This window comes from Chondrinema litorale, assembly GCF_026250525.1.
GTDB classification, from domain to species: domain Bacteria; phylum Bacteroidota; class Bacteroidia; order Cytophagales; family Flammeovirgaceae; genus Chondrinema; species Chondrinema litorale.
In genome coordinates this window covers 2853768-2880429 of record NZ_CP111043.1, presented here as the reverse complement: position 1 = coordinate 2880429, position 26662 = coordinate 2853768, and the positions used below count along the sequence as shown (strand labels likewise).

Sequence of the window (26662 nt, the reverse complement as noted above, 5' to 3'; positions counted from 1 at the left end):
ATTGATCTCTAACAGGATATCCAGTTTTTATTCAAAAAAAAGACTGATATAATTTTTTAAGAAAGCAGATTGTAAAAAAAATAGTTCTGGAATCGGAAAAATTATTGAACAATAGTGCGATTCTTATAATCTTCATAAGAACGCATTAATTCAGAATAAAGCATTTCTGCAACCAGTTTCGCTCCCCTTGGTGTAAAGTGTGTATAATCGGTGTGTCCCATTGGAGGTTCAGCATTCACCCAACTTATCATCGCGTTTTCGCCACCCATTGCCTCATATAAATCCCAGAATGCACAGCCAGCTTCAAATGCAGCCGCTTTTTGGGCATCTCTCACCAACCTTACATTTGGATAACTTTCATATGCCGTACCCTCTTTTCGAGACATATCAGAAACACCAACCACTAGTATATCCAAATCTGGATCAAGTGATTTTAAATATTTTAATTGCTTAGATAATGAATACTTATAGAAGTTATAATCATCTCTCACATTAGGTATTACATTTACCCCATACTGAATAATTAAAAACTTTACATTTAATTTTTTAAACTGCTCTCTGTAGAAACTTCTATTTATTTGAGTAAACTCAATTCCTGAGCTACCTCTCATTCCAACATTATCTAATGCAATACCTCTTTGGCAATCAAATGCAACACCATATAAATCGGGAGCACCATCGCTTTTAAACTCAAATAATGCTTTTTGAAAATTGCCATCCAACTTAAATTTCCTAGTAGCTAAATCATTTGTAACTGGCAAGTCTTCGTTTGCCACTTTTACTCCATTTAAAGTGAGGTTTAAATGAAGAGGTGATCTTTTATTTCTATAAAGAAGTGTAATTTGTTCTACTGCATTAAACCTTTTATAGGTTTTTGAATTTCGGGTAAATTGAGACCATCCAGTAAAGGGACCTGTTGGTTTAGTCTCGTAATCATATAATGAAAAATAATGCCCTAAAATACCGTAATTTTTATGTGTAGGCTGTTTCCTATCCACTCCGTATGTAGAATACCTCACCCAATTTTCACTAGCTGTTTGCCAGAAAGTCGAACTTATATCATTTACAAGTGTGAGAGGTGCTAAACCAATACCACAACCACCAAATCTTTTTTGAAATCGGTTTCTCAAATAATTACTGATACGATCGCCCTCTAACTGAGAATCTCCATAATGGACAATTCTAATTAATTCATTTTTACCAGAAAGCTCTCTTAATGAATTAAAGAAATGATCTAAGGCTTTTTGATCACCCTCAGCAAATTGGATAGGCACTTTAAAGTCTCTCAGCTTTTCTGATACATCTTCTTTATAGTTAACAGGTTTACTGCTAACTTTTTTAACACTATGTTCTTCTTGAGAATCATCTTGTTCTTCATCAACAACAGATTCTTCAAGAGCGATAATGTTAGATATATCTACCTGAGGTTTTGGTTGCCCGAAAGCATCATTCCAGGTAAAAACTTTGAGGTCTGTATTTTCTGATAACTTCAGTTTTTCAGGAGAAAGTAACATTACCAACCCTGACATGAGCCCTACATAGAAAAGTATTAATAAAATTCTTGATGGATTTACCATGTAATCAAAAAAGTTTCAGCAGTTGATTGAAAAGTATAACTGCCAAAAGTAAAAAAACTCTCTGAGATTAATGAGGAGATAATCTAAGAATAAGAATATTTTTAAAAGAAACAGAAAAACAGGTTTAGTGTTATTAAACCATTGCGGTAAGTATGAGTAAAATAAAAAGTTTACCCCATTTAAAAAGTGGGGTTAAAACTGTATAAAAATTTGAGCTATTAATTTAAGATGCAGCTCTTTTATTTAAGTATACCTGAAATCCTTCAAGCTCTTTACTAGAAATTTTACCAGAAGCCGCCGCTTTTAGGTAGCTATCTAACTCCTCAGGATTTGGAACAGCACTTTTTTTGAATATTAAAAACATACAAGTTGCTGCAACAAAACCAGTAACCCCCAAAATCAAAAGATAATAAATCATGTCGTATTAGTTAAAAAATTACAATTGATAATAAGAAAAAGTCATCTATCTCAAAAATAGAAATAGATGACTTAAAGTTCCTAATAATTGTTAATTAAAAAGACACGAAAATCTTACCTTGCATAGTTTACTGCTCTCATTTCACGAATTACAGTAACTTTTATCTGTCCGGGGTACTGCATATCCTTCTCAATTTTAGATGAAATTTCGAACGAAAGCTGGCTTGCCTCTTCGTCACTAACGTTTTCGGCATCTACCATCACCCTTAGTTCTCTACCTGCTTGCATCGCATAACACTTGTTCACCCCCTTGAAAGATAATGCCAAAGCTTCCAATTCTTCGAGCCTTTTTATGTAAGATTCCATCATTTCCCTACGTGCTCCTGGTCTAGAACCAGAGATTGCATCGCATGCTTGAACGATCGGAGCGATCATACTTTTCATTTCAATCTCATCGTGGTGAGCTCCAATAGCATTACAAACATCTGGGTGTTCTCCGTATTTTTCTGCCCATTGCATACCTAAAATTGCGTGAGGCAATTCAGATTCCTCTTCGGGAACCTTACCAATATCATGAAGTAATCCAGCCCTTTTTGCTTGCTTAGCATTAAGCCCTAATTCGGCTGCCATAGTAGCTGCCAAATTCGCTACTTCACGAGAGTGCTGCAATAAGTTTTGTCCATAAGAAGAACGGAACCTCATTCTACCTACTAACTTCACTAAAGCAGGGTGTAAACCGTGAATTCCCAAATCTATTGCAGTACGCTCACCCAATTCCATAATCTCCTCATTCATGCTCTTTCTGGTCTTGGAAACCACTTCTTCGATTCTTGCAGGGTGAATACGGCCATCAGCCACAAGTCTTTGTAAAGCTAGCCTTGCAATCTCTCTTCTTACAGGATCGAAGCCTGAGATAATAATGGCCTCAGGAGTATCATCAACAATAATTTCTACACCTGTAGACGCTTCTAATGCTCTAATGTTTCTACCTTCTCTACCAATGATTTTACCTTTTACTTCATCACTTTCGAGGTTAAAAACAGACACACAGTTTTCTATTGCATGTTCAGCAGCTGTACGTTGTACAGTAGTAAGAATTACTTTTTTCGCCTCTTTTGCCGCGCTAAGTTTAGCTTCTTCTAAAATGTTTTTCACATGTACAGAAGCTTTCGCTCTTGCCTCATCTCGTAAAGCTTCCATAAGCTGCTCACGCGCCTCGTCTACTTTAAGGTTTGATATTTTTTCGAGCTTATCAATTTGCTCTTTGCGCATTTCCTCAGCCTCAAGCATTCTTTTATCTAGCACATCTACTTGCTTTTTAATGTCCTCTCTTCTTCTCTCTAGCTCAGTTTCTTTGTTTTTGAGCATTTCTTGTTGTTTAGAAAGCGTAGACTCTCTCTCTTTCTGCTTTTTTTCTGTTTGCTTTAATTTGGCTTCAATGTTTCGCAGTTTACCTTCATTTGTGAGAAGCTGATTTTTCTTCTTATTCAGTTCATTCTGAATCTTCATTTCTTTCTCTTTAGCTTCGAGCATTTTGTCTTTTTTAATGCCTTCTGCCTTAATTTCAGCCTCTTTTAATATAATATCTGCTTTTTTCTTAGCCTCTACCTCGTACTGTTTAAGTACCTTCCTAAGTAGGAATCTACCAATAAGAATTCCTACTATTAGCGCCAAAATGGCTACTATTATAGTTGTCTCTGTCATCTCCAGAAGATTAACTTGTCATAAATTTTAACTGATAAAAAAATAATAAAACTGATAACTCAGCTCGTAGAGGAGATGTTATTGAGGAATGATTTATGGATAAAGCAAGCCTTTAGAACTAAAACTCATCTAACATATTATTCAATTGATTATTAATAGTATCAATTGATTTATTAATATGCTCATTTGCTTTCTGTTCTTTTAACTTCTCAACTTCAGCATCAAAAGCGACCATAGCTAATAAATCCTGCTTGTCATTAATTCGCATTTGTTCCTGTCTTAGTTTAAGTTTATTTTCTATTGCTTTTGCTGCTTGCCTAAGGATCTCTTCATCCTCAGGCTTTATCTTGAGAGAATAAGTTCTGTCAGCTATTTTTATTTTTATGAAAAATTCTTTCATAAATTATGGATAGATTACTTACTATACTTCCCTGCTCAGGTAAGCCAAGCAGTTATCTATTTCCTTTATATATTCATCAATTTTAGTCCTGAGTTCTTCAGCACTTAAGTCTTCTACTGCTAAGTATTGTACAATCTTACTAATTTTTGCTTTATATTGAAAATCATTTAACTTCTCATTTTGCTCTTCAAGTAAAGATTTAAGTTTTTTATTTTCAATAACAGTATTTTCATAGGCACTTTTCAATTCTTTGTACTGGTACAAAAGCGTCTCTACATTAGCAGAAAGTAGTTCAAGTTTTTTCTCGGTTTGTGAATAATCCATACCAGTTAATAATTGTTGAGTATTAATGAAATATTATCTGTTAACAGCAAATTATAAAATTTTATTCATTTAGCTCTTATCGCTATTCCAAAATACAAGTTTAATATCACATCTATCTCTTTACAAAACACTACCCATTTATTAAGCTCAAAAAGGTATTTTTTATAACAAAAAATAGCACAATTGGCACTTTTTTAACTAATTGCTAATTTTATTAGCATCAATGTTTTTATTTTGAACATTAAATATTTAATATTGAACTCCAATTAAATCCGAGCTACAGGATTAGATTACTATCACCATTATCAGAGTACTAAATAATTAACTTAACAATGAAAGAGATAAAAGTAACTTTACCAATTGTGAAGCACCATGGCCTACCTGTAAGAGTAAGGTTAGGGCTCGATCATTTTGTTTGGGAAACCCAAACAGGTATTATCTACTATACTTTTAACAAATGGTTGCTTACTGCTACATTATTCTTATTTATGGCGCTAATTTACTTTATTAAAAGTAAACCAGAACAAATTACAAGAGTTTATAATCTTGTTCAAAAAGATGGCATTTTTACTGACGAAGCAGGTGAAGTGCACGATATTGACTTTCCTTACTCAGAATTTGATCAAGTTAATAACATCACTGAGCAAAAACCTGAGAAAGCAAATCTTTCTAATGAAGAGTTGAGGTCTTCTTTTATGGAGCAAAAACACCAGCTTATTTACAGATACAAAACCACTTTTGAAGCTAATAGAGCAGAGCAACTTCCTGTAGAAGCTTTGCTAAAAATGAATAAAGAAATAAGTGAACTATTTATAAGCGAAAATCTTAATCAGTTTGATGACGAGGTTGTAGCATTTTTTAAAAACACAGATGAAATTTATAAAATAGAAACAGCCTTAATGGAACAGGCAAAATACCACATACCTGCTTCTATTAAAATGGCTCAAGCTGTAATTGCTACAAATTATGGCAAACAGGTAACAGACAACAATTACTTTAGTATTCGAGACAACGATAGCAAAGAAAATCAAAGAACTGTTACAGAATATCTCACCCAAGAGCAGATTTTAAAGTATAAAGAATTCATTATTTCTTACGAACCAACTAAATATAAAAAGCCAGATTTATTTGCTTGTAAAATCAAACAAACATTTAAAAAGTACTATTCACCTTGGGCATCTTTTAGAGATCACTCAACATACTTAACAAAGACCAACAGGTTTGCTCCTCTTTTTACACTTGGTAATAACTATAAGGAATGGGCTAAAAAACTAGGCTCGCCTTTTCATGGAGGTTTGGGCTATAGCACAAACCCAGATTACGGAAATGAACTTATTACAGTGATAGAAAAGTACAATCTTGATTTACTGGATCATTGATTTACTACAAGTAGCACTCACTTATTTTTCAAACTAACACACCTTATGTCAATTTTTTACCAGTAATGTCTTCTGAAATGAAACCTGAAATCAGATTTAAGTTACCATTAATTTCTTATCGCAATAAACCAGTTTTTTTTGGAATAAAAGGCAGTTCATTTTACGGTGAATACAATGGAGGAAATTCCATATTTATCTTTCACAGTAATGTATTAATTGCACTAGTTTGCCTCGTTCCTTTTTTCTTACTTTTCTTTGGAGAAAGGCCACAACAAGTTAAGAATGTATATACACTCGTACAGGGAAACTCGCAAGAGATTCTTAATTACGAAGATTTTGACGATGTACCTGTATTACCAGAAGATCCAGACTTTCTTTTTGATGAAGAGCTTGAAGCAGTAGAAAATGAACTCTTTCAACAAACCTCGCACGAAGAATCTAAGAGAGCCAGATTTATAAAGGAGCGCGAAAAATTGATTTACAGATTTAAGAAAAACGCAAAGCAGTGGCGATTAGAAGATATGGATAATGCGACTCTTGGTGATTTAAATAAGCAAATCTCAAATCTCTTTATTCGAATTATTCTGGATAATAGCAAGGTAGAAAAGCATGTATACAAATATTTTACTGATCCTACAGATTTATACAAATTAGAAACCGCTCTAATGGAACAAGTTAAATACCATGTACCAGCTTCTATTACACTGGCTCAGTCTGCATTAGAAACCGGATATGGAAGCAGAATTATTCACAACAATTTTTTTGGAATAAAATCTAAAGTAAAGAACAAATCTAAAAATGCGCCTCTATCTGTAACTACAGAATACTACACAGACCAAGAGTTAAAAAGAAACAAGTCTAAAGTAATTTCTAAAAAGAAGGTATATAAAAACGGTAAGTACTTTTGGCAGTGCAGAATTAAAGATCACTTTGTGGTTTACAACAATGCATGGGAATCTTTTAGAGATCACTCAAAATTCCTAAGCGAAAATGAAAGGTATCATCCTTTATTTGTTGGAGGCAAAAACTACCAAGCTTGGGCAGATAAAATTGGCTCTACAAAATACGGTGGAGTTGGTTATGCTACTTCTCCGCTATATGGCAAATTACTTAAAGGTATTATAAGAAGATATCACCTAGACCTATTAGATTATTAAAGAATAACAGAAAGCCAAGCCACTAACCAAATACTCCTTAAAATTCTATTTAATATCAATTACCAAAATTATACTTTAACATTAAACCAGTTGAATATACAGGAACTCTTTCGCTACCCATTTTTCTTATAGGCAGTTGCACATAAGGCTCAAAAGTTAAAGAGCTTTTAAAACCAATTCGTTTTTCTATACCTGCCGAAATCATTACAGTACTAAAAAGATCGAAATGTTGTAAAGCGCTATAACTTGTATGTTCTTCAACCAAGCTTAACTTTCTTAAATTAGATTCTAAAGGCAACTCAAACTTTTCTATCTCAAAATCATAATTCTCTGATAAATAAAAATAAGATGATACACCAGCGCTCACAAAATAGCGCTTACCATTGCCAGAAAAAATATTAAATGTGGTATTTAATGGAATTTCTAAAGCAATTAATTCTGCCTCTACAGTAACTAATTCAGTTTTTTCGTCGGTACTCGCTGCTACATCTGCCAAAGAAGATGCACTAAAAGAAGGTCTGGCATCATAATAACTATTAGCCAGTTCTTCTGTAGACTCATAATTTGACTGATCTGGGAAAGACTTAGAGTTAAGTTTTTTAATAATTATACCAGTAGAGAAAGTAAATCTTCTCTGAGGTAAAACATTTACTAATGCTCCTAATCCATACCCTACCTTTTTATATCCATCTACACGATTATTATTATTAGCAAACCCACTTGCTACAATACTAAAAGACACATCATTTTTTAATAGCACTTTCTCTGTTTTAGGTGCAGGTATTAAATCAAATTGATTTTCAGTATCTGCCAACTTTAACCCTAATAAATTTAAGTTAACATTCTTAATCTCCGTTTCTGAAACTTCCTTTGTTATTGAATTTGATGTAATTAGATTACTTTCTGAACTAAGAACAGCATCAACACTTTGCTCATCAGCATTTAAAGCTTCCTCAACTATTTCAGTTTCTGAATCAGTACTTGAGTTGATTCCTTGAATTACCATTTGCTGATTAGCATCAGAACTTAATTCGTTAATTCCATTTTCTTTCTCAACATCAGCTTTAGATGCAATTGAATTATTAGTATTGTCAGTTGCTTTTCTTCCGCTCTCCGAATTAACTTTTTTAATACCTTTGTTACTAATTTCCTCATTAGCTTTTGCAGGAATATCTAATTCATCATTACTATTACTCTGTAAATCAGTTTTTGAGCTACTTTCTTGAATAGCAAGTTGCTGATTGGCATCAGAACTTAAATCGTTAATTCCATTTTCTTTTTCAACATCAGGTATTGATGCAACTGAATTATTGGTATTGCCAGTTGTGTTCTTATCCTCTTTCGAATTAACTTTTTGTGAGCTTTTGTTACTAGCTTCTTCTTTACTTTTTGCAGATATTTCTAGGTCATTGCTATTTCCCTGAAATTCGTTTTGCTGATCATTACTGTCGGTTGTTTGTTTATCTGTTAATACAGACGCACTATCATCACTGTTATATGCTTGTACATCTGATTTATTAATTCCTAAAACATCAAAATATTCAACAGATACATATCCAACAGCTCCTACAGTTAAAAATAACAACAATGCCACTAAGTATCTTTTATAACCAAAGGCACTTGTATTGCCATTTAACCTAGACTTCATGTCAGCCCAGTTCCCCGAATCGAAAGGTGGCTCATAACTCGCCATCTCCTTTCTTATCTTATCTGCAAGCCGCTTATCGAACTGTTCTTGCATAATTTCTATCGTATAGTTGTTTCACCATTTCTCTTAACTTCTGCTTGGCACGAGTCAGGTTAGAACGAGACGTGCCTTCTGGAATTTCGAGCATTTCCCCTATTTCTTTATGCGAATACCCTTCTATTTCATAAAGGTTAAATACCATTTGATAATGCGAGGGTAATTCTTGCAGCAGTGACATTATTTCCTCAGCAGTTAGTCTTTCGACAATATCAAAGTCATATTCTTTTTCTTCAGCAGACGTAATTTCAGCACTGTTAATGTATTTTTTATTTGTTCTGTAATAATCAATTGCTGTATTGATAACAATTCTTCTCATCCAACCTTTAAAAGATTTACTAAAGTCGTACTTATCGAGCCTTGTAAAAACTTTAAAGAAACTCTCGTTTAAAACCTCTCTCGATTCGTCATGTGTGCCGGTGTATCTCAAAGCAATTGACATAGCATAGCCATAAAAGTGTTTGTATAACTTCTCCTGTGCAGTTGCCTTATTCTTTATGCAACCTTTTAGCATTGCCAGTTCTTTATCTGTGAGCCCGTGCTGCAAGTTTAATTCCGAGTTAAATTCTATTTCCCAATCACGCTTTAATATTAATGCATCCAATATAGTCGAATTTAAATATAAAGTACATCAATTCCCCTCTGCTATAAAATAATATTTTGAATGCAAGCTATCTGGACAGAACAATGTTATCATCAACAATCATATTAATTTATAAAAATCAATTTGACACTAATCCATTTTTTTAATCTGACACAGAGGATAATGCTTTGAGCCAGTACGAGAGTTTTACTGTTGCTGCTGCAATAATCTCAAAATAATCTGCTATTTTGTGCCCCTATGTAAATAGAAAATACAAAGAATCTTTTAAAGAGATTAAAAAAAGACATTCCTATTTGTCTTCTTAACTATTAAATTTGCATACAAACACATAAAATTTAGACAGTATGAGCCAGTTAGAGATGGTAATGCCAAAAATGGGAGAAAGCGTAATGGAGGGGACTATATTAAAATGGCTAAAACAAGTTGGCGATAGTATTGAACAAGACGAGTCAGTTCTTGAAGTTGCTACAGATAAAGTAGATACAGATGTGCCTGCACCCTTTAGTGGTGTGTTAAAGCAAATATTGGCTAATGAAGGTGATGTTGTAGAAGTAGATAAGCCAATAGCTATTATCGAAACTACCGAAACATTTAATGGTGAATCGCATAACGAGCATGAAGACGAGCCAGAAGAACAAGAATTAGTTGTAGCTAACAGTGAAGCTCAGGTAGAAGCAATAAGTAATTATCAAAATGGTGAAAGTGCTAACAATGGCTTTTACTCTCCATTAGTAATGAACATTGCAAAAACTGAAAAAATAACAGCAACTGAATTAGAGAAAATAAAAGGTACTGGTAAAGATAACAGGTTAACCAAAAAGGATATTCTTTCTTATCTGGACACTAGAACAGATGCAACTGTTGCTTCTAAAAAAACTGTAGCAGCAAAAGCTGCAAACATTACCAGCCCGATTGAAGCAACTAATATTACAAATTCTTTTTCGGGAGGTCAGGCCCAGTCTCAGTCATTAAATGGCCATCAAGAAATTATTGAGATGGATAGAATGCGTAAAATGATTGCCGACCGCATGGTTGAATCAAAACGTATTTCACCACACGTTACTTCATTTGTTGAAGCTGATGTTACCGATCTAGTAAAATGGAGAGACAAACATAAAAACGAGTTCAAGAAAAGAGAGGGTTCTTCGCTTACTTATACGCCAATATTTATACAAGCCATTGTAAAAGCACTAAAAGAATATCCTTTAGTGAATATCTCTGTAGATGGTAGTAAAATTATTGTAAAGAAAGAAATTAACATCGGAATGGCAGTAGCATTGCCAAGTGGTAACTTAATTGTTCCAGTAATTCGTAATGCAGACTATTACAACTTGACTGGTCTTGCTCTTAAAGTAAATGACCTGGCAGAAAGAGCAAGAACCAACCAACTTAAACCAGACGAACTAACAGGTGGCACGTATACCATTTCTAATGTTGGTACTTTTGGTAATGTAATGGGAACGCCAATAATTGTTCAACCTCAGGTAGCAATTATGGCAATTGGTGCGATTAAGAAAAAACCTGCTGTAATAGAAACTGATAAGGGAGATTTTATTGGTATTAGAAATATGATGTTCTTATCTCACTCTTACGATCACCGTGTGGTAGATGGCTCATTGGGAGGAATGTTTGTAAGAAAAGTGGCAGATTACCTAGAAAATTTCGATACAGATCAACAAGTATAATACTACACGCTGTAAAAAGCCTGTTAAATAGCATATAACCGTTGTTTACGAAAAGTATAACAACGGTTTTTTTTCTAAATTACAAAGTAAATTGTAACAGGGGTTACTGAAATTTTTTCAACTATTTTTTAATAATTTATGTCTTTTTTTAAAAGATACTTCTTTCCTACACTGCTGATTTTATTATTAATATCTTGTACAAAAACTGATAATCCATTTAAAGGAAGTTGGATCGGTACGGCAGAAACCAAACCTTTTCCAGAGCTACTATACCTATATAATGACTCCAGTTTATTAGTAAAAATGTTTTATTCTGGAATTGAACTACACCAAGCAAGCAACTATTCTATTGATGGAAATCAAATAAAATTTGAAGTAAATCAACCTGAGTTTAGAGGTGAGTTTGAAGGTAAGCTTGAGCAAAACATTATTAAAGGAAAATTAAAAAGTGGTGATAATATATTTGACTGCAACTTTGTAAACATCCAACCAGAAGGTCCTGAGATTGTAAGTCAATTCTCTGGTTTCTATCAATTAGGAGCAGAACACATCATTCAATTTACACCTTACGCATTAGATTTTTCTCTTACACCTCTTAGTGTAACAGATTTTAAAACAGGCAAAAAAAGAATTGCTTTTCCTCAAGGCAACAACAGTTATATTGCTGGCGAAAGAATGCTCAGCCCCTATCCAACAGACTTTGCTGTTTCTTTTGAAAAAGGAAGTGGTGATACATTAAAAGTACAATTTACTTCAGATGGAAAAACGATAGAAGGCAAACGTTTGGCCGATCTGGATAAAATAATTGAGTTCTCTGCACAAAATGATGACATTAGCTTAAAAGCAAATCTAAACCTACCAGCAAGTGAAGGCCCGTTTCCTTTAGTTGTAATCGTACATGGAGCTGGCAACCAAAGTAGAAGCAACTACACACTAGAAGATTTTGCTGCCTTATTACCTTATTACGGCATTGCTACCCTTATTTACGACAAAAGAGGTTGTGGTGAATCTGAAGGAGATTTACAAAGTGCAGATTTTGAAACACTGGGCAAAGATGTAGAAGCTCTAATAAAAGCCGCTACTGAATATACAGAAATAGATAAAAACAAAATTGGTTTAATGGGTATTGATCAGGCGGGTTACCTTATGCCTATTATTGCAAATGAAAATAAAGACATCCAATTTATTGTAGGTATCTCCACACCTATTCTCGGTATGCAAGAACAGGAACTCCATGCCTGTGCCATGCGAATGGAAAGCGATGGCTTTGCTGAAAGTGATATAAATGCTGCTTTAGAATATCAAAAAACAATGTTTGCCTACCTAGGTGGAAAAATTGATTCTGTTCAATTCCAAAATGCATCTGATGAAATGGCAAAAGAAGCTTGGAGCGATTATGTAACATCATTCGATAAAAAAGAATGGATTAATTGGTGGAGAAAAAATTATCATTTTTCACCTTTAGAGCCGCTGAGCAAAATAAACATCCCAACTTTTATGAGTTATGGTGGCCAAGACCAACTCACAAATCCAGAAGAAAATCTTGCAGAACTAAGCAAAATACTTTCGGGAGAGGAACACCAACACAAAATCTACCCTAAAGCAAACCACTTTATGTACATTGCCGGAAACAGAGGAGACTTTCAGCTAACAGAAATTAAAGGTTATCCGGAAGGTGTATTTAATGAAATAAATGAATGGATTGCCGAAAAATTTGGTTTGATTGGTTCAGAATAAATCTTCTGATAGTTTAAATTTTTCTTAAACGCTTTTACTTTCACCAAATATTAGAAAGTAGTTTTGTTGTATGATATTCAAAACCAAAGGCATAGTTCTCAACTTTGTAAAATTTAGAGAAAGCTCCATTATTGTTAAGATTTATACCGAGAAATTCGGACTAAAAACTTATATAGTAAATGGAGTGAGAAGTAGTAAGGCAAAAGCTAACAAAATTGCCTATTACCAGCCTTTGTCTTTGCTAGAATTAGTAATCTACAACAGAGAAAACAGGGATATTAATAGAATTTCTGAAGTTAAAATTGAAATTCCTTACCAACACATCCCTTTTGATCATAAGAAAAACTTAATGGCGATTTTTATTACTGAGGTTTTAACTAAAGCCGTAAAAGAAGAAGAAAGCAACGAAGACTTGTTTAACTTTCTAAGATCGAGTTTTATGTTTTTTGATCAGTTGCAAAACGATTTCGAAAACTTTCACATTCAATTTCTTATCAAGCTCACAAATTTTCTTGGCTTTGCTCCTCATAAACCTTCTGAGTTGGGTAATTATCCGGGAGCATCAGACATTAAAGATGAAGCTTTTTTTAAAGTGCTAGAAAAATTATTTTATTCTCAGTACGATCAATTTATAGAAACAAGCGGAAGTTTTAGAACAGCCATGCTTGAATATATTACTAAATTTTACCAATTTCATATCGAAGGATTCGGCGAAATAAAATCTCTCAACATCATTAAAGAATTACATTAATTACTAGATTTACTCAATTTACTATCGATGTTTACGTAAACTTGTAGTAACTTTTAGAATCTGATGAAGGTAATCGATACTACAAAGTATTTTTTAGCGGGCTTATTTATTACTGTACTTTTTTACTTTTCAATTAATTCTCAACTGGAAAAAATTGGTGCAATAGCTCCCAGTTCAGAACAATCTGATAAGAGTAACCCTACTTTTTCAGCTGGTATTTCTGAAGCTGAACTGGCACGTCTAATCGCAAAATCTCCAGAAGTACATGAGTATTATTCTTTTGATAATGAAGGATTGAATATTTATGCCAGCCCAGAAGACAAAACCCTAAACAAAGCGGAGTGCAAGATTTATTACGAAGAGTTTGCTGTATTTAATAGACTTTTTAAAGCAGCTGATATTGAAACCTTAAAAGCGATTTACTCTCAAAAAGATACTTCTCGCATCGATCTCGAACATTATAATGGTTACTTCTCAGAAAATGATTACCAACACATAGATGGAAGTTTACCTTTATCAGGAATAAAAATCGCCCTAGATCCCGGCCACATAGGTGGAGATATGGAAATGGCAATTTTAGAAGGAAAATATGTACGCATTAGTAAAGATAAAGGCAAAACAGTAAGTGAGTTTAACGAAGGAAACATTGCCCTAGAAACGGCACAGATACTAGCTAAAAAGTTGATTGCTTTGGGGGCAAAAGTAATGTTATCCAGAGATAAAAAAGGTGTAAGTGCTTTTAACTCAACTTACGATGAATGGCTACAAAACGACTTTGAAACTGCTTTAAAAATAGAATTAGAAGCAGATAACATCGATCAAAAACAATATACCTTCCTAAAAACCAAAGCGGATAAGAAAGAAATATTCCATGATTTTTTTAAAGGATTAGAAATAAAAGAAAGGGCAAGAAAGATAAATGGCTTCCATCCAGATTTGTGCATAGTAATGCATTATAATGTAGATGAAGAAAATTACTGGCAAAGAGACAGAGAGCAAAACCTAATGACCTCAACAGCACAAAATTACTCTATGGTTTTTATGCCAGGTGCATTTCTCGCTAACGAATTAGGCAAGGTAGAAGAAAGAATTCAACTATTAAGATTACTAGTTACAAATGATGTTGTAGCTTCTATGAAGCTTTCCAGCTTTGTTGCAGAAGAGTTTACAAACACCTTAAAAGTACCAGCCATTAGCCCATATTCAGAAATGGGCTATATTAAAAGGGTTTCAGTGTTTACAGGCACTCCCGGCGTATTTGCAAGAAACCTCGCTCTTACCAGAATGATTCATGCGCCTGTTTGCTATGGCGAACCGCTTTGCCAAGATAATGACAAAGAATTCCAGCAATTGTCAAATGCTAATAAGAGCAGAATAAAAGAAGTAGCCGATGCTTATTTTAATGGTATAATCAAATACTTTAAAAGGCCTGTTTAATAAAACATCGAGTACTGCTATTGCTTAAGAGTTTTTATAGCTATCAATCACATACTGATAAATCTTGCCTGAGACTTCTGCCATTTTCTCTATGCTTGCATCTGGGTTTTCTAGATTCTTAGAGAGTAACACCAAAACATATTTTTTACCATCTGGTAACATTACAATACCTGCATCGTGTCTCACTCCTGTTATCGAACCAGTTTTATGAGCTACTTTCACATCAGCCGGTAATTTGGCTGGAATCATCTCATTATAATATTGATCTAGCAAAACCTCAATCATTTTATCATTAGACTCTCTGCTTAAAACTTCAGCATTTGCAATTTTTTCGTACAAAACCATCATGTCGTAAGCAGTTGTGGTATTGCTCATCCCTTTCTCAAAAGCTTTTAAATCTTCTACTCCTCTTAAAACCTGAATGTATGGCGCACCCAAATCTCTCATGGTTTGAGTCACATTTTTAGCTCCTACTTTCTCAATAATCAGATTTGTACCCAGATTACTACTTTTAATAATCATTTTGTACATCACATCATAAAGTGGTAAAGAGTCGCCAATCATTTGATAGAGTTCATTCTCAGAGTCATCTTTAATTACATACTCACTGCTATCTACAATGCTGTAAAAATTATTTTTGATTAGAATAGAATCTGTTAAAGCTAATTTGCCAGCTTCTACTTGCTTAAAAACTTCAAACATAACAGGAGTTTTCATGGTACTGGCAGCATGAAACTCTTCGGTTACATTAATTAAGATAGAATCCTGAGGATTGAACAATGGAAGAAATGCCAAAGCAAAATCACCTTTTTCAGCATTAAATATTTCCTGAATCTCTGCTTTAAGCTGATCTTTAGTAGTGGTGCTTTCTTTTATTTTTCCACAAGAAAAAGTAAATAGAAGTAAAATAGAAAAGAGGTATAAGTTTCTCATATAAATTAAATTTTATGGAAACTTATTTAATTATATATTTATCTGGGTAGCGTTTTGAGTATTTTTTTCATGATATGCACAAATTGCTGCTGCTCATCTGGGTTGAGTGTGGTTCTAATATGGAGCGAAAAAGCCCTGTAAATTTTATTTTCGGCTTCTATAAGTGTCTTCCCTTTATCTGAAAGATGTAAATTATAGCTCCGCTGGTCGTCTTCAGACTGTACTTTAATAATGTACCCCTTATCTACCAGTTTATTTACAATAGCAGAAACCGAAGGCTTGGTAATCTGCAAAGCATCTGCTAGTTCTGTAAATGTAGGGTTTTCCATACGACTTATCAGATCAAGATAAAAATACTGTTTAATCGTAAGCTTGGAAAATTCATCCTCACTCAAAACACCCTCTTTATTCTCTTTAGTAGAGTTTGAAATAAAATCAATAATCTCAAAAAGTAATTTCTCAATTTCCATTGCTAAAAGGCTTCACCTACATTATCTGTCAGATTTGGTGCTACTGTTTGGTCAACAGTCAATTTATTTTAGAGTTTGATACCAATAATTCACCTAACCTGAAGCTATAGACACATGTTTAATCTAATAGGCTTAAATATAATACTAATTGTGTTTTTTTAATGAGTATTTTATGCAGAATCGCTTAATAATTCTCATAAATAAAAGCCAAATTAAGTCTAAATCAGAAATATTAAATCTTTATTCAACCCTCAATCACTTTTGCTGGGAAATCTGAATGATATTTTTTTTAACTTTGTTTTTTCAGTCTAATATATATTTTTATTCATGAAGAGAGATCAGCAAGTTTTTGACATTATTCAAAAAGAATATAACAGGCAAAAGTCTGGCATTGAATTAATTGCCTCAGAAAACTTTGTGTCACCACAAGTAATGGAGGCAATGGGAAGTGTAATGACCAACAAGTACGCTGAAGGTTTACCAGGAAAGCGCTATTATGGAGGTTGTGAAGTAGTTGATCAGACAGAGCAACTGGCAATTGATCGCTTAAAAGAATTATTTGGTGCAGCTTGGGCAAACGTACAGCCTCACTCAGGTGCACAAGCGAATGCAGCAGTTATGCTTGCAGTTTTGCAACCTGGCGATAAAATTTTAGGTTTCGACCTATCTCACGGCGGACACTTAACGCACGGATCACCTGTAAACTTTTCAGGTAAATTATATGAGCCACTTTTTTACGGAGTAGAAAAAGAAACTGGTGTAATTGATTGGGATAAAGTTGTAGCCCAAGCGAGAAAAGAAAAACCAAAGTTGATTATTTGTGGTGCTTCAGCTTATTCAAGAGATTGGAACTACGAAGCCCTAAGAAAGGTTGCTGATGAAATAGGAGCATTATTACTTGCAGATATTTCTCACCCTGCTGGCTTAATTGCCAAAGGTTTGTTAAATGACCCGCTTAAATATTGCCACATTGTAACCACAACCACACATAAAACTTTAAGAGGACCAAGAGGTGGTGTAATTATGCTAGGAGAAGATTTTGAAAATCCATTCGGCATAAAAACTCCAAAAGGTAATCTTAGAATGATGTCTTCATTACTTGATTCAGGTGTGTTCCCAGGTACTCAGGGTGGACCACTTGAGCATGTTATTGCAGCTAAAGCAGTAGCATTTAGTGAAGCACTTTCAGACGAGTATGCTACTTATGTAAAGCAAGTAAAATTAAATGCAGATGCTATGGCAAATGCATTTTTAGCAAAAGGTTACGATCTTATCTCTGGCGGTACTGATAATCACCTAATGCTGATCGACCTTCGCTCAAAGGGCTTAACTGGTAAAATCGCTGAAAACACATTAATTAAGGCAGATATTACCATAAATAAAAACATGGTTCCTTTTGATGATAAGTCTCCGTTTGTAACTTCAGGCATGAGAGTGGGAACTGCTGCAATAACTACTCGTGGCTTTAAAGAGCAGGATATGCAAAAAATTGTTGACCTGATCGATCAAGTATTGAGTAACCACGAAAACGAAAGTAAAATAAACGAAAGTAAAAAATCTATAAATGAATGGATGATTCAGTATCCACTATTTAACGGATACGAAAAAGAATCTGCAACTATTGTAGCGTCTTAATCAGACATTTTCATCATTTTCAATTGGTGTATTTATGACAAGGAATCAGGATTTAATTGAAAAAGCTGGCGATAATTTACCAGAAATTCCAAATGGAGAAGAAGAAGGTATGTCGTTTCTGGATCATCTGGAAGAATTACGTTGGCATCTTATAAGGGCGGTAGGTTCTATCGTTGTTTTTGCAATAATAGCGCTAGTATCAAAATCATTTGTATTTGGTACAATTATACTAGGACCATCAAAACCTGATTTCCCTACATATAAAGCACTTTGTAAACTGTCTGACTTGATACATTCTGATGCTCTTTGTATCAATGAAATTACTTTTGAGATACAAAACAGAACCATGACAGGTCAGTTTACGATGCACCTTCTTGCCTCAGTTATCATAGGGTTGGTTTTGGCCTTCCCCTATGCTTTCTGGGAAATATGGAGATTTGTAAAACCTGGTTTATATGAAACAGAGCAAAAAGTAACCAGAGGCGCTACATTCTTTGTAACCATACTTTTCCTTACAGGTGTATGCTTCGGATATTTTGTATTATCTCCGCTTGCAATCAACTTCTTAACAAATTATCAAGTTGACCCAAGTATTTTAAATGAGATAGACCTTACCTCATATGTTTCTACCATTGCCATGATGGTACTTGCCTGCGGGTTGATGTTTCAATTACCAATGGTAGTATTTTTCCTTTCTAAGATTGGAGTTGTTACTCCAGAACTGATGAAAGAATACCGAAAACATGCTTTTGTAGTTATATTAGTAGTAGGTGCAGTAATAACGCCTCCAGATCCTATTACACAGATTTTTGTAGCACTTCCTATATTTTTCCTTTATCAGGGAAGTATTTATGTTTCGGCTAGAGTACACAAAAGAGCTGCTAAGGAGGAAGAAGAGGCACTGATTAGACTTGATCAAAGTGAAAACCTTTAAAATAAGGTAATTTTTTATGATTGATAAATTCTCACATATCAGAGCTGTTTTTGTAATAGTTGCACTGGTTTTTACAGTGAAGCTTTTCCACATCCAAGTTTTTGATGATAACTATAGAAAAACGGCTGATAATAACATTATCCGTACAATTGTAAAATATCCTTTACGCGGGATGATCTACGATAAAAACGGTAAACTGATTGTTAGAAACAGACCAGTTTTCGACTTAATGTTTTCGTCTAGAGAGCTTGATGTAAAAGACACAACCCAGTTTTGTGAGTTTTTTAATATCGATAGAGAATACCTTAGAACTAAGCTTGAAGAAGCAAAGAAAAGAAGAGGTCAACCAGTTGCTTTAGTAAAACAACTTTCTGTTCTTGACTTTGCTCGTATTGAAGACAGGCTTAATGAGTTTCCCGGCATTTATATTCAAGAAAAAACTTTAAGAGATTATCCACAAAACAGCATGGCTAATATTATTGGCTATGTAAAAGAAGTGGATAAAGATTTTCTAGACTCTGAACAAGGTAAAGGTTACAGACAAGGCGACTTAGTTGGAAAAAGTGGATTAGAAAGACAGTATGAACCTGTATTAAAAGGTAAAAAAGGCGTCAGCTTTGTAATGACCAATGTTAGAGGTATTCAAAAAGGAAAATTCCAAAATGGAAATTTTGATACTTTACCTCAAGTTGGCAAAGACCTTTATACCGGTATTGAACTTGACCTTCAAAAATATGGTGAGAAATTAATGCAGAATAAAAAGGGAGCAATTGTAGCGATTGACCCTTCTACTGGAGAAATTCTTACTATGATTTCTGCTCCATCTTATGATCCTAACTTATTAACTGGTGAAGGAAAAAAAGCGAGCCAAAACTTTCTAGAATTAATTAGAGATCCATCTAAACCTCTGTTTAACAGAGCAATACAAGCTGCTTACCCTCCGGGCTCCACACTTAAAACAGTAATGGCACTAACTGGCTTAGATAATAAAGCATTAGACACCATTACCACTATATTTTCGTGTGATAAGTCTCTAGTGGGTTGCCATAATCATGTATCTCCATTAAATGTTTTTGGTTCAATCCAGCATTCGTGTAACCCATTCTACTTTAAGGCATTAAGAAAAATAATTTTAACAGGGAAGAGTAGCGATCAAAGAGAAGATACAAGAATTGGCTTACAAGCTTGGCACGATAAGCTTGGTGAGTTTGGGCTTGGCCATAAAACAGGAGTTGATTTACCTTTCGAAAAAAATGGTTTAATTCCTTCTCCAGCTTATTACGATAAAAATTATTACATAAAAGAATGGCGTTTACCAAATGTCTATTCGATAGGTATTGGACAAGGCGAGGTATTAGTTACACCCGTTCAACTTGCTACACAAGCATCTGCAATTGCTAACAGAGGTTGGTATTACACTCCTCACTTAGTAAAACAAATTGGTGATAGTACTTTACAGTACGACAAACAAGTAGTAGACATTGATAAAGCTTATTTCGATTATATCGCTCGAGCAATGTCGCAGATTTATACTGCCAGTTTAGCCAAACACCCAGATATTGTAATTTGCGGCAAAACTGGAACAGCTCAAAACCCACATGGCGAAGATCACTCAGTATTTATGGCTTTTGCACCATTAGATAACCCCAAGGTTGCGATTTCTGTTTATGTAGAAAATGCAGGTTTCGGAGGCAGCTGGGCAGCCCCTATTGCAAGTTTAATGATTGAAAAATACCTAAAAGGAGAAATTGATCAGAAACGTGTGTGGCTCGAAAATTATGTTTTAGCTGGTGATTTTATGAATGTGCAGTAACTTTGCATGAATGTTAAATGCAAATCCAGATACACCCTAAGGTAAGCTTGATTATTTTACTAGCCAACAAATAAAACATTATGCAAAACAATTTAATAAGATTTTTACTTATATTATTAGTGCTGAGTGCCTGTAAGTCAAATCAGATCGCTAGTAATACTCCTTTTTCAGATAATATTAACATTTATAGGGTAAAACCCGTAATAGAAGATACAACTGTTAATGAAAATCAAAATACTTCTCTAGCAAACAAAGAAGAAGTAAAAGAAAAGCCAGCTCCAAATCCGGAACTAGATATCAATTACGACTTAGACCAATCGGCAGTTCTTCTTGCCCAAAGAAATCGAAGAATTTTAGAAGAACAAGGGATTGTTGGCTATACTATACAGGTTTACTCAGGAACCAGCCGGGGTAAAGCCGAAGATATAAGAGATGAGCTTTTAGTAAGGTTTGACGAAAAGACGAAAAGAGCTTACGACAGACCTAATTACAAAGTGAAAATTGGAGAGTTTCTTAATAAGATGGAAGCTTACGAACTTTTCCTTTTGCTAAAAGACGACTACCCACAAGCTTTAATTATTCCAGATATGATAAAAGTAGATATGGATAAATATCTGCTCGAAAGCGAGAAAAAACGCTAAAAGTCACCTTTATTTTTGGAATTATCAATTTTTTTTATTCATTAAATTAACGAATTATTAACATAACCGCTGAATTTCGGTAGAAAAATAAACCATATAAGTATTATGCTCAAAGAAAACTTTCAAGAATTCGAGAATCAAGAGGTAATTGACTCAGTAGTAGACCACCTTAGAAGAAAAGGTTTTGACAAAATTAAAGTAGACGCTGGAGAATTTGATAGACCATCTACTTTAACAAGAAGAGAAACCGGAGAAGAATTTGTACCAAATATCACAGCTTTTAAAGGTGCAGGCAAATGCTACTTTGAATTTGTGGAAAGAAAGAAGCAAGTACAGAAAAAATTGATAGAAAAATGGAGTTTATTATCAGCTTTTGCCTCATTTAAAGAAGGTAAGTTGTTTTTAATCGTTCCAAACGGTAAGCTTAGTTATACTCAAAGGCTATTAAAAAACAACGATAATATAGATGCTGATATAATGCCATTAAAAATCATTCAATAAAATAAAGGGTTTAACTTAGTTAAACCCTATTTTTTTCCCTTCCCAGCCGTTTTTGTCAATTTCATCAACAGCATCCATTACTTTATCTTTTAATTTTTCTTTAAACTCATCTAATCTTTTGCCTAGTTCATTATCTGAGCTACCAATAATCTGAGCAGCAAGAATACCAGCATTTCTCGCACCATCTAAAGCAACAGTAGCAACCGGTACACCAGCGGGCATTTGTAAAATAGACAATACAGAATCCCAGCCATCAATAGAGTTTCTAGATTTAACAGGTACACCAATTACAGGAAGACTAGTTAGAGAAGCAACCATACCAGGCAAGTGTGCAGCACCACCTGCACCAGCAATAATAGCACTTATACCATTTTTCCTCGCATTCTTAGCATATTCATACATACGCTCTGGAGTTCTGTGAGCAGAAACAATTGTTACTTCAAAATCCACATCTAGTTCTTCTAAAACATATGCAGCTTCAGCCATTACTGTTAAGTCTGACTTACTCCCCATTATAATTCCTACTTTTCCCATTTTACCCTCAGTTTTTGATGAAAATATGATTTAGCAAATATTTCTTATTATAAAATTTATATCAGTTTTAGCATTAAAATCCAACTACATTGCAAATGTATGCTGTTATTTAATAAATTAAATCTTATTTTGGCTATAATTATCTGACTATAACACATGATATAGAGAATAAATTTATATGGAATTAACTCCGGAAACTATAGAAATCATTTTTGGTTTTTTAGTTATCATGGTCGCTTCTGACAGAATATCACATTTTTTTCCAAAAATAAAGCTACCGCTAATTACAGGTTTGCTTATTACAGGAATAATTACCGGCCCATACATACTAAATCTGATACCCAAAAGAGCTTCACACGACCTTTTATTCATCAATGAAACAGCTTTAGCATTTATTGCTTTTGCAGCTGGTTCAGAATTATACCTAAAAGAACTTCGCAGTCGCTTTAGAAATATAGTTTGGATGACTTTTGGGCAATTTGTAGTAACATTCGTTTTGGGAGCTTTTGCGGTTTACTTTCTAGCAGATCTAATCCCATTTATGAGACAAATGGGACATGGTAGCAAACTTGCAGTTTCAATTTTAGCAGCAACTATTTTTGTTGCAAGGTCTCCTTCTTCTGCAATTGCTGTAATAAACGAAATGCGGGCTAAAGGGCCATTTACGCAAACCTCATTAGGTGTAACTGTACTCAAAGATGTTTTGGTAATTATTCTATTTGCTGTAAACTTCTCATTAGCAGGCGCATTTATAAGTAATTTACCTTTCGACATTATGTTGTTTGGTGTTCTAATAGCCGAATTACTCTTATCAGGATTTATTGGTTATTCTCTTTCAAAAGCTATTGAGTTAATTTTAAAAACCAGATGGCTTATTCAACTAAAAGCCATATTACTTTTAGTTTCAGGCTACTGTATCTACTTACTATCTCACCTGATACAACATTATACACATCTAAACTTTGGAATAGATGTACATCTTGAGCCCTTACTTATTTGTATAATCGCCAGCTTTTTAATCACAAATTACAGTAAAAATAAAGCTGAGTTTTTTAATATCATTCATAAAACTGGACCTCTTGTATACATCGCTTTCTTTACACTTACAGGAGCTACCATGTCGCTAGATATATTGGCTAAAGTCTGGTCTATCGCATTATTATTATTTGCAATAAGACTCGTTTCGTTGATTATCGGAGCTTTTGTTGGTGGAACTTTGGGAGGAGAACCTTGGAGCATAAATAAAATTAGCTGGATGCCTTATGTAACGCAAGCAGGTGTCGGAATTGGTTTAGTAACAGAAATTGCCAATGAATTTCCAGCATGGGGTAATGAGTTTGCTACATTATTAATCTCAGTAATTGTATTGAACCAAATAGTAGGACCACCATTATTTAAATGGGCTATCGTACACTTAAAAGAAGATCACGTAAAAGCTACTGGCCAACACTACGAAGGTGTAAGAGATGCCATTATTTTTGGCTTAGAAGGAAAATCTGTTGCTTTGGCGAGGTTGCTCAAAAAAAATGGCTGGGAAGCAAAAATTGTCACCACCATCTCTAATCTAGATTTAGCAAATACTTCTGATGTAGATATTAGAATTGTACCCGCAATTACTAAAGAAGTAATGGATGAGTTAGAAGCTGATGAAACTGAAGTAATTGTTACCATGCTTTCTGACAAGGAAAACTACCGAATTTGTGAACTAGCTTATGAGTATTACGGCACTAAAGATTTAATTGTGAGAATAAATGATCGAAAAAATCTAGATCATTTTCATAAGCTTGGTGCAAGAATAGTTGATCCATCTACGGCTATTGTAAGTTTGATGGATCAGTTTGTTAGGTCTCCCACAACTACTTCTTTACTATTGGGTATGGAAGAAGGGCAAGGAACCGCGGAAATTGAAGTTTCTGACCCTCAACTTCACGGAGCATTTCTAAGAGACTTAAGACTACCACCAGATACGATTATTCTTTCTATTAGAAGGGGAAATCAGATAATTGTTTCACATGGGTACACCCGTTTGAGGCTTCAAGATTTGGTAAACGTAGTAGGCTCAATGGAAAGTTTAGAAATAGTAAGGTTAAGATTTGAAAGAGGATAATCTTAACCTTACTACAACATATTTTTTAATTCAATTTAGAAAAATAAGCTTCTAATTCTTTAATCTCATAATCAAAACCACCTGATAGAATAGGAAAACGACACCACGTTTTAGGATCGAGGTTTTTATCGTCTAAATGAAACGATGGCGCATAACGCTCTCTTTTCCATTGATTTCGGCACCATAATCTATAAAACCTGATTACCCAGTCTTTCAATTGCAATCTATTATACTGAGGAAATTGATTGAGTAACAATTGGAAACTTTCTAAAGGCATTTTTTTATCTCTAATTGCAGCTTCTTCAATAGCATCCAGCAAATCATACGGCATTAAGTCATCTTCATCAGTTTGTTTAGATTCTGCTGGTCTTAGCTCTGCAGTCGGTTGCTGTTCATTAATTGCCTTTAAGGCAGGAATCTTAATTTCCCCTTGTATACCTTCATTTTCAAGCCATCTTAACCAACTTCTCAAGAATGCTTTATCAATACCGGCAATTGGGCTTAAACCACCGCTAGTATCACCATCCATAGTCGCATAGCCAACCGCAGCTTCTGAACGGTTACTAGTTGACAACAATAAAGCACCATTGATATTTGCCAACATCCAAACACTTGGAGCGCGAACCCTCGCCTGAATATTTTGAAGTGCAATATCATCAGTCTCCCAACTAAGTTGTCGTCCTAGTTTTTCAGAAATAATATTTGTATAACCTTTAAATATTTTATTTACATCCAGTTCAAGATGTGTCGCATTGATGGCTTTAGCTAAACCCGAAGCTGCATTTCTGGTTATACTTCCACTATTTTCTGTAGGTTGGTAGGCAGTAGTAATCATTCTAGCTGCAATTTCTTCTGCTGTTTGGCAATCTTGAATTTCTTTAAAGTAGCCCAGTTTTGCTTTATATTTCTCAAGTCCAATACTTTCAATACCAAACCTGATCATCATAGAACAAATTGAAGCAATAGCAGCAGAATCTGCTCCACCACTTAATGAAATTACAAATCCCTTAGAGTAACTTTTGCGCATGTAATCAAATAAACCCAAACTTACTGCACGCGTAAATTCTTCTTCTTTTATATGTGAACTTGCTTCCCAAGGTTTATCTTCATTTTCAGATTCTTCTGGCAAAATCTCAGGAAAGCTAAAAGAAGATTCTACGCAAATATCTGTGAGGTCTGCAAACTTAAACTGTACACTACTTTGCGCTTGTTTCACTCTGTTATCTTCAATATCAATAACAGCGGCAGTCAGCCTTACATCATCAAAGATTAACCTTTCACCTACTGCTTTTAATTCTCCCACACTTGCGATTAGTGTTCCAGCATCATAAATAGCTCTACCGGCTTCATTTCCAGACATATTAGCATACACATATGCACAACCAAAAGCACGAGAACCTTCTAACACAAATCTCTTTCTTACTTTCAGTTTATCAAATGCAAAGTGGCTGGCACTTGGATTTAAGATAATATCTATACCGTATTTATGAAGTTTAACTCCCGGTCTGCTAGAAACCCAAGCGTCTTCACAAACTTCAAAGCCTATCTTAATATCACCCAGTTTAAAGAATATATCTCCGAATGGATAAGTCTTCTCTCCTATCTTAATTTTGGAAACATTATTTTCTGGCCATGGAGTAAACCATCTTGGCTCATAATGTATGCCATCTCCCGGAAGGTATTGCTTAGCAACAAAACCAAGAATATCCTTATTAGCTATTAAACAAACTGTATTGAAAATATGATTCTGATACATCATAGGCAAACCAACTGAAACTACCATATTTTCAGTTTCAGGAACAATTCGCTCAAGCATTTTTAGAGCTGTAGCATGAACACCCGGTGCATAAAAAGCATCTTCACAACCGTAACCAGTAATACACAACTCTGGCAAACAAAGAATACTTACTTTTTTAGACCTCCCTATTGCTATCGCATCTAATATATTTTTCAGATTATGCTCCCAATGAAGTGGAATCTGATTAAGTGTTACTCCCCCTAGTTTTATGAGCTTCATGTAAAATTATTTACTAATGAGATTGATAACTGATGAAAAATATTACAAAGGTATTATTTAACTAACAACAAGTATAAGTAAATAATCCTTGTCCATCTTATTAAAAAAATTGATGTATAGATACAAAGAAAGGGGGATTGAGTAAATTTTTTAGATAAAAA

General features: G+C 34.3%; 23 protein-coding genes. 12 read left to right on the top strand and 11 right to left on the bottom strand.

The annotated features are described in order from the left end of the window. Nucleotides 1-101 precede the first annotated feature (101 nt). From OQ292_RS11945 to OQ292_RS11925, 5 genes are all read right to left on the bottom strand, one after another. Complete coding sequence (locus OQ292_RS11945) at nucleotides 102-1577, bottom strand: SGNH/GDSL hydrolase family protein (protein ID WP_284682364.1); 1476 nt, start codon at nucleotides 1575-1577, stop codon at nucleotides 102-104. A 223-nt stretch (nucleotides 1578-1800) separates the two neighbouring features. After that, a complete protein-coding gene (locus OQ292_RS11940) occupies nucleotides 1801-1995 on the bottom strand; it encodes a hypothetical protein (RefSeq protein ID WP_284682363.1) in 195 nt (64 codons plus the stop codon). Between the two features lie 113 nt (nucleotides 1996-2108). Further along, on the bottom strand, nucleotides 2109-3698 hold the full coding sequence (rny, locus tag OQ292_RS11935) for a ribonuclease Y (RefSeq protein ID WP_284682362.1): 1590 nt from the start codon (nucleotides 3696-3698) through the stop codon (nucleotides 2109-2111). Nucleotides 3699-3816: 118 nt separating this feature from the next. Beyond that, nucleotides 3817-4098: a cell division protein ZapA gene (locus OQ292_RS11930; RefSeq protein WP_284682361.1), complete on the bottom strand. Its 282-nt coding sequence runs from the start codon at nucleotides 4096-4098 to the stop codon at nucleotides 3817-3819. Nucleotides 4099-4119: 21 nt separating this feature from the next. Continuing rightward, nucleotides 4120-4422, bottom strand: a complete 303-nt coding sequence (locus tag OQ292_RS11925; protein WP_284682360.1) for a hypothetical protein — start codon at nucleotides 4420-4422, stop codon at nucleotides 4120-4122. A gap of 332 nt (nucleotides 4423-4754) precedes the next feature. On the opposite strand from OQ292_RS11925, the gene OQ292_RS11920 reads away from it, so the two are divergent. Next, entirely contained in the window at nucleotides 4755-5801 is a 1047-nt protein-coding gene (locus tag OQ292_RS11920; RefSeq protein ID WP_284682359.1) for a glucosaminidase domain-containing protein, read from the top strand. A gap of 77 nt (nucleotides 5802-5878) precedes the next feature. Continuing rightward, nucleotides 5879-6958: a glycoside hydrolase family 73 protein gene (locus OQ292_RS11915; protein WP_284682358.1), complete on the top strand. Its 1080-nt coding sequence runs from the start codon at nucleotides 5879-5881 to the stop codon at nucleotides 6956-6958. 55 nt (nucleotides 6959-7013) lie between these two features. Here the strand turns inward: OQ292_RS11915 and OQ292_RS11910 are convergent, their stop codons facing one another. Both OQ292_RS11910 and OQ292_RS11905 read right to left on the bottom strand, forming a co-directional pair. Continuing rightward, entirely contained in the window at nucleotides 7014-8699 is a 1686-nt protein-coding gene (locus tag OQ292_RS11910) for a hypothetical protein (protein WP_284682357.1), read from the bottom strand. Then, nucleotides 8680-9306 (bottom strand): RNA polymerase sigma factor, encoded by a 627-nt coding sequence (locus OQ292_RS11905; RefSeq protein ID WP_284682356.1) that lies wholly within the window; start codon nucleotides 9304-9306, stop codon nucleotides 8680-8682. Before OQ292_RS11905 ends, OQ292_RS11910 begins: the two co-directional genes overlap by 20 nt. A 344-nt stretch (nucleotides 9307-9650) precedes the next feature. On the opposite strand from OQ292_RS11905, the gene OQ292_RS11900 reads away from it, so the two are divergent. The 4 genes from OQ292_RS11900 to OQ292_RS11885 all read left to right on the top strand — a co-directional run bounded on the left by OQ292_RS11900 (nucleotide 9651) and on the right by OQ292_RS11885 (nucleotide 14916). Further along, nucleotides 9651-10991, top strand: a complete 1341-nt coding sequence (locus OQ292_RS11900) for a dihydrolipoamide acetyltransferase family protein (RefSeq protein WP_284682355.1) — start codon at nucleotides 9651-9653, stop codon at nucleotides 10989-10991. Nucleotides 10992-11129: 138 nt separating this feature from the next. Next, a complete protein-coding gene (locus tag OQ292_RS11895) occupies nucleotides 11130-12728 on the top strand; it encodes an alpha/beta hydrolase (protein ID WP_284682354.1) in 1599 nt (532 codons plus the stop codon). Between the two features lie 70 nt (nucleotides 12729-12798). After that, nucleotides 12799-13479, top strand: coding sequence for a DNA repair protein RecO (gene recO, locus OQ292_RS11890; RefSeq protein ID WP_284682353.1), 681 nt, complete (start codon nucleotides 12799-12801; stop codon nucleotides 13477-13479). Between the two features lie 63 nt (nucleotides 13480-13542). Continuing rightward, nucleotides 13543-14916: an N-acetylmuramoyl-L-alanine amidase family protein gene (locus OQ292_RS11885; RefSeq protein WP_284682352.1), complete on the top strand. Its 1374-nt coding sequence runs from the start codon at nucleotides 13543-13545 to the stop codon at nucleotides 14914-14916. 24 nt (nucleotides 14917-14940) lie between these two features. Here the strand turns inward: OQ292_RS11885 and OQ292_RS11880 are convergent, their stop codons facing one another. Both OQ292_RS11880 and OQ292_RS11875 read right to left on the bottom strand, forming a co-directional pair. Continuing rightward, entirely contained in the window at nucleotides 14941-15849 is a 909-nt protein-coding gene (locus OQ292_RS11880) for a serine hydrolase (protein ID WP_284682351.1), read from the bottom strand. 38 nt (nucleotides 15850-15887) lie between these two features. Continuing rightward, nucleotides 15888-16319, bottom strand: coding sequence for a MarR family winged helix-turn-helix transcriptional regulator (locus OQ292_RS11875; RefSeq protein WP_284682350.1), 432 nt, complete (start codon nucleotides 16317-16319; stop codon nucleotides 15888-15890). 327 nt (nucleotides 16320-16646) lie between these two features. Here OQ292_RS11875 and glyA point away from each other — a divergent pair, with 327 nt between their 5' ends. The 5 genes from glyA (at nucleotide 16647) to OQ292_RS11850 (ending at nucleotide 21843) form a co-directional block, all read left to right on the top strand. Next, nucleotides 16647-17954 carry a serine hydroxymethyltransferase gene (gene glyA, locus OQ292_RS11870; RefSeq protein ID WP_284682349.1) on the top strand — a complete coding sequence of 436 codons (1308 nt, stop codon included), beginning with the start codon at nucleotides 16647-16649 and terminating at the stop codon, nucleotides 17952-17954. A 34-nt stretch (nucleotides 17955-17988) separates the two neighbouring features. After that, the gene (gene tatC / locus OQ292_RS11865; RefSeq protein WP_284682348.1) at nucleotides 17989-18888 is read left to right on the top strand and encodes a twin-arginine translocase subunit TatC; all 900 of its coding nucleotides are present in this window, start codon (nucleotides 17989-17991) and stop codon (nucleotides 18886-18888) included. A gap of 16 nt (nucleotides 18889-18904) precedes the next feature. Next, nucleotides 18905-20701, top strand: coding sequence for a penicillin-binding protein 2 (gene mrdA / locus OQ292_RS11860; RefSeq protein ID WP_284682347.1), 1797 nt, complete (start codon nucleotides 18905-18907; stop codon nucleotides 20699-20701). A gap of 80 nt (nucleotides 20702-20781) precedes the next feature. After that, nucleotides 20782-21342, top strand: coding sequence for an SPOR domain-containing protein (locus OQ292_RS11855; RefSeq protein WP_284682346.1), 561 nt, complete (start codon nucleotides 20782-20784; stop codon nucleotides 21340-21342). A 105-nt stretch (nucleotides 21343-21447) separates the two neighbouring features. After that, nucleotides 21448-21843, top strand: a complete 396-nt coding sequence (locus OQ292_RS11850) for a hypothetical protein (protein WP_284682345.1) — start codon at nucleotides 21448-21450, stop codon at nucleotides 21841-21843. A gap of 15 nt (nucleotides 21844-21858) precedes the next feature. On the opposite strand, the gene purE is transcribed toward OQ292_RS11850, so the two are convergent. Then, nucleotides 21859-22377 (bottom strand): 5-(carboxyamino)imidazole ribonucleotide mutase, encoded by a 519-nt coding sequence (gene purE / locus OQ292_RS11845; protein ID WP_284682344.1) that lies wholly within the window; start codon nucleotides 22375-22377, stop codon nucleotides 21859-21861. Nucleotides 22378-22555: 178 nt separating this feature from the next. Here purE and OQ292_RS11840 point away from each other — a divergent pair, with 178 nt between their 5' ends. Continuing rightward, nucleotides 22556-24484, top strand: coding sequence for a cation:proton antiporter domain-containing protein (locus tag OQ292_RS11840; RefSeq protein ID WP_284682343.1), 1929 nt, complete (start codon nucleotides 22556-22558; stop codon nucleotides 24482-24484). Nucleotides 24485-24509: 25 nt separating this feature from the next. Here OQ292_RS11840 and nadE read toward each other — a convergent pair whose 3' ends face one another. Further along, on the bottom strand, nucleotides 24510-26501 hold the full coding sequence (nadE, locus tag OQ292_RS11835) for an NAD(+) synthase (RefSeq protein ID WP_284682342.1): 1992 nt from the start codon (nucleotides 26499-26501) through the stop codon (nucleotides 24510-24512). Nucleotides 26502-26662: the final 161 nt, after the last annotated feature.

What these genes read in the sequence shown, in the direction of transcription:
- OQ292_RS11850 (WP_284682345.1), top strand. Translation starts at nt 21,448, where the DNA reads ATGCTCAAAGAAAACTTTCAAGAATTCGAGAATCAAGAGGTAATTGAC.
- recO (WP_284682353.1), top strand. Translation starts at nt 12,799, where the DNA reads ATGATATTCAAAACCAAAGGCATAGTTCTCAACTTTGTAAAATTTAGA.
- OQ292_RS11945 (WP_284682364.1), bottom strand. Translation starts at nt 1,577, where the DNA reads ATGGTAAATCCATCAAGAATTTTATTAATACTTTTCTATGTAGGGCTC.
- rny (WP_284682362.1), bottom strand. Translation starts at nt 3,698, where the DNA reads ATGACAGAGACAACTATAATAGTAGCCATTTTGGCGCTAATAGTAGGA.
- OQ292_RS11855 (WP_284682346.1), top strand. Translation starts at nt 20,782, where the DNA reads ATGCAAAACAATTTAATAAGATTTTTACTTATATTATTAGTGCTGAGT.
- OQ292_RS11930 (WP_284682361.1), bottom strand. Translation starts at nt 4,098, where the DNA reads ATGAAAGAATTTTTCATAAAAATAAAAATAGCTGACAGAACTTATTCT.
- OQ292_RS11840 (WP_284682343.1), top strand. Translation starts at nt 22,556, where the DNA reads ATGGAATTAACTCCGGAAACTATAGAAATCATTTTTGGTTTTTTAGTT.
- OQ292_RS11910 (WP_284682357.1), bottom strand. Translation starts at nt 8,699, where the DNA reads ATGCAAGAACAGTTCGATAAGCGGCTTGCAGATAAGATAAGAAAGGAG.
- glyA (WP_284682349.1), top strand. Translation starts at nt 16,647, where the DNA reads ATGAAGAGAGATCAGCAAGTTTTTGACATTATTCAAAAAGAATATAAC.
- OQ292_RS11880 (WP_284682351.1), bottom strand. Translation starts at nt 15,849, where the DNA reads ATGAGAAACTTATACCTCTTTTCTATTTTACTTCTATTTACTTTTTCT.
- OQ292_RS11940 (WP_284682363.1), bottom strand. Translation starts at nt 1,995, where the DNA reads ATGATTTATTATCTTTTGATTTTGGGGGTTACTGGTTTTGTTGCAGCA.
- OQ292_RS11900 (WP_284682355.1), top strand. Translation starts at nt 9,651, where the DNA reads ATGAGCCAGTTAGAGATGGTAATGCCAAAAATGGGAGAAAGCGTAATG.
- tatC (WP_284682348.1), top strand. Translation starts at nt 17,989, where the DNA reads ATGACAAGGAATCAGGATTTAATTGAAAAAGCTGGCGATAATTTACCA.
- mrdA (WP_284682347.1), top strand. Translation starts at nt 18,905, where the DNA reads ATGATTGATAAATTCTCACATATCAGAGCTGTTTTTGTAATAGTTGCA.
- nadE (WP_284682342.1), bottom strand. Translation starts at nt 26,501, where the DNA reads ATGAAGCTCATAAAACTAGGGGGAGTAACACTTAATCAGATTCCACTT.
- OQ292_RS11895 (WP_284682354.1), top strand. Translation starts at nt 11,130, where the DNA reads ATGTCTTTTTTTAAAAGATACTTCTTTCCTACACTGCTGATTTTATTA.
- OQ292_RS11885 (WP_284682352.1), top strand. Translation starts at nt 13,543, where the DNA reads ATGAAGGTAATCGATACTACAAAGTATTTTTTAGCGGGCTTATTTATT.
- OQ292_RS11915 (WP_284682358.1), top strand. Translation starts at nt 5,879, where the DNA reads ATGAAACCTGAAATCAGATTTAAGTTACCATTAATTTCTTATCGCAAT.
- purE (WP_284682344.1), bottom strand. Translation starts at nt 22,377, where the DNA reads ATGGGAAAAGTAGGAATTATAATGGGGAGTAAGTCAGACTTAACAGTA.
- OQ292_RS11920 (WP_284682359.1), top strand. Translation starts at nt 4,755, where the DNA reads ATGAAAGAGATAAAAGTAACTTTACCAATTGTGAAGCACCATGGCCTA.
- OQ292_RS11925 (WP_284682360.1), bottom strand. Translation starts at nt 4,422, where the DNA reads ATGGATTATTCACAAACCGAGAAAAAACTTGAACTACTTTCTGCTAAT.
- OQ292_RS11875 (WP_284682350.1), bottom strand. Translation starts at nt 16,319, where the DNA reads ATGGAAATTGAGAAATTACTTTTTGAGATTATTGATTTTATTTCAAAC.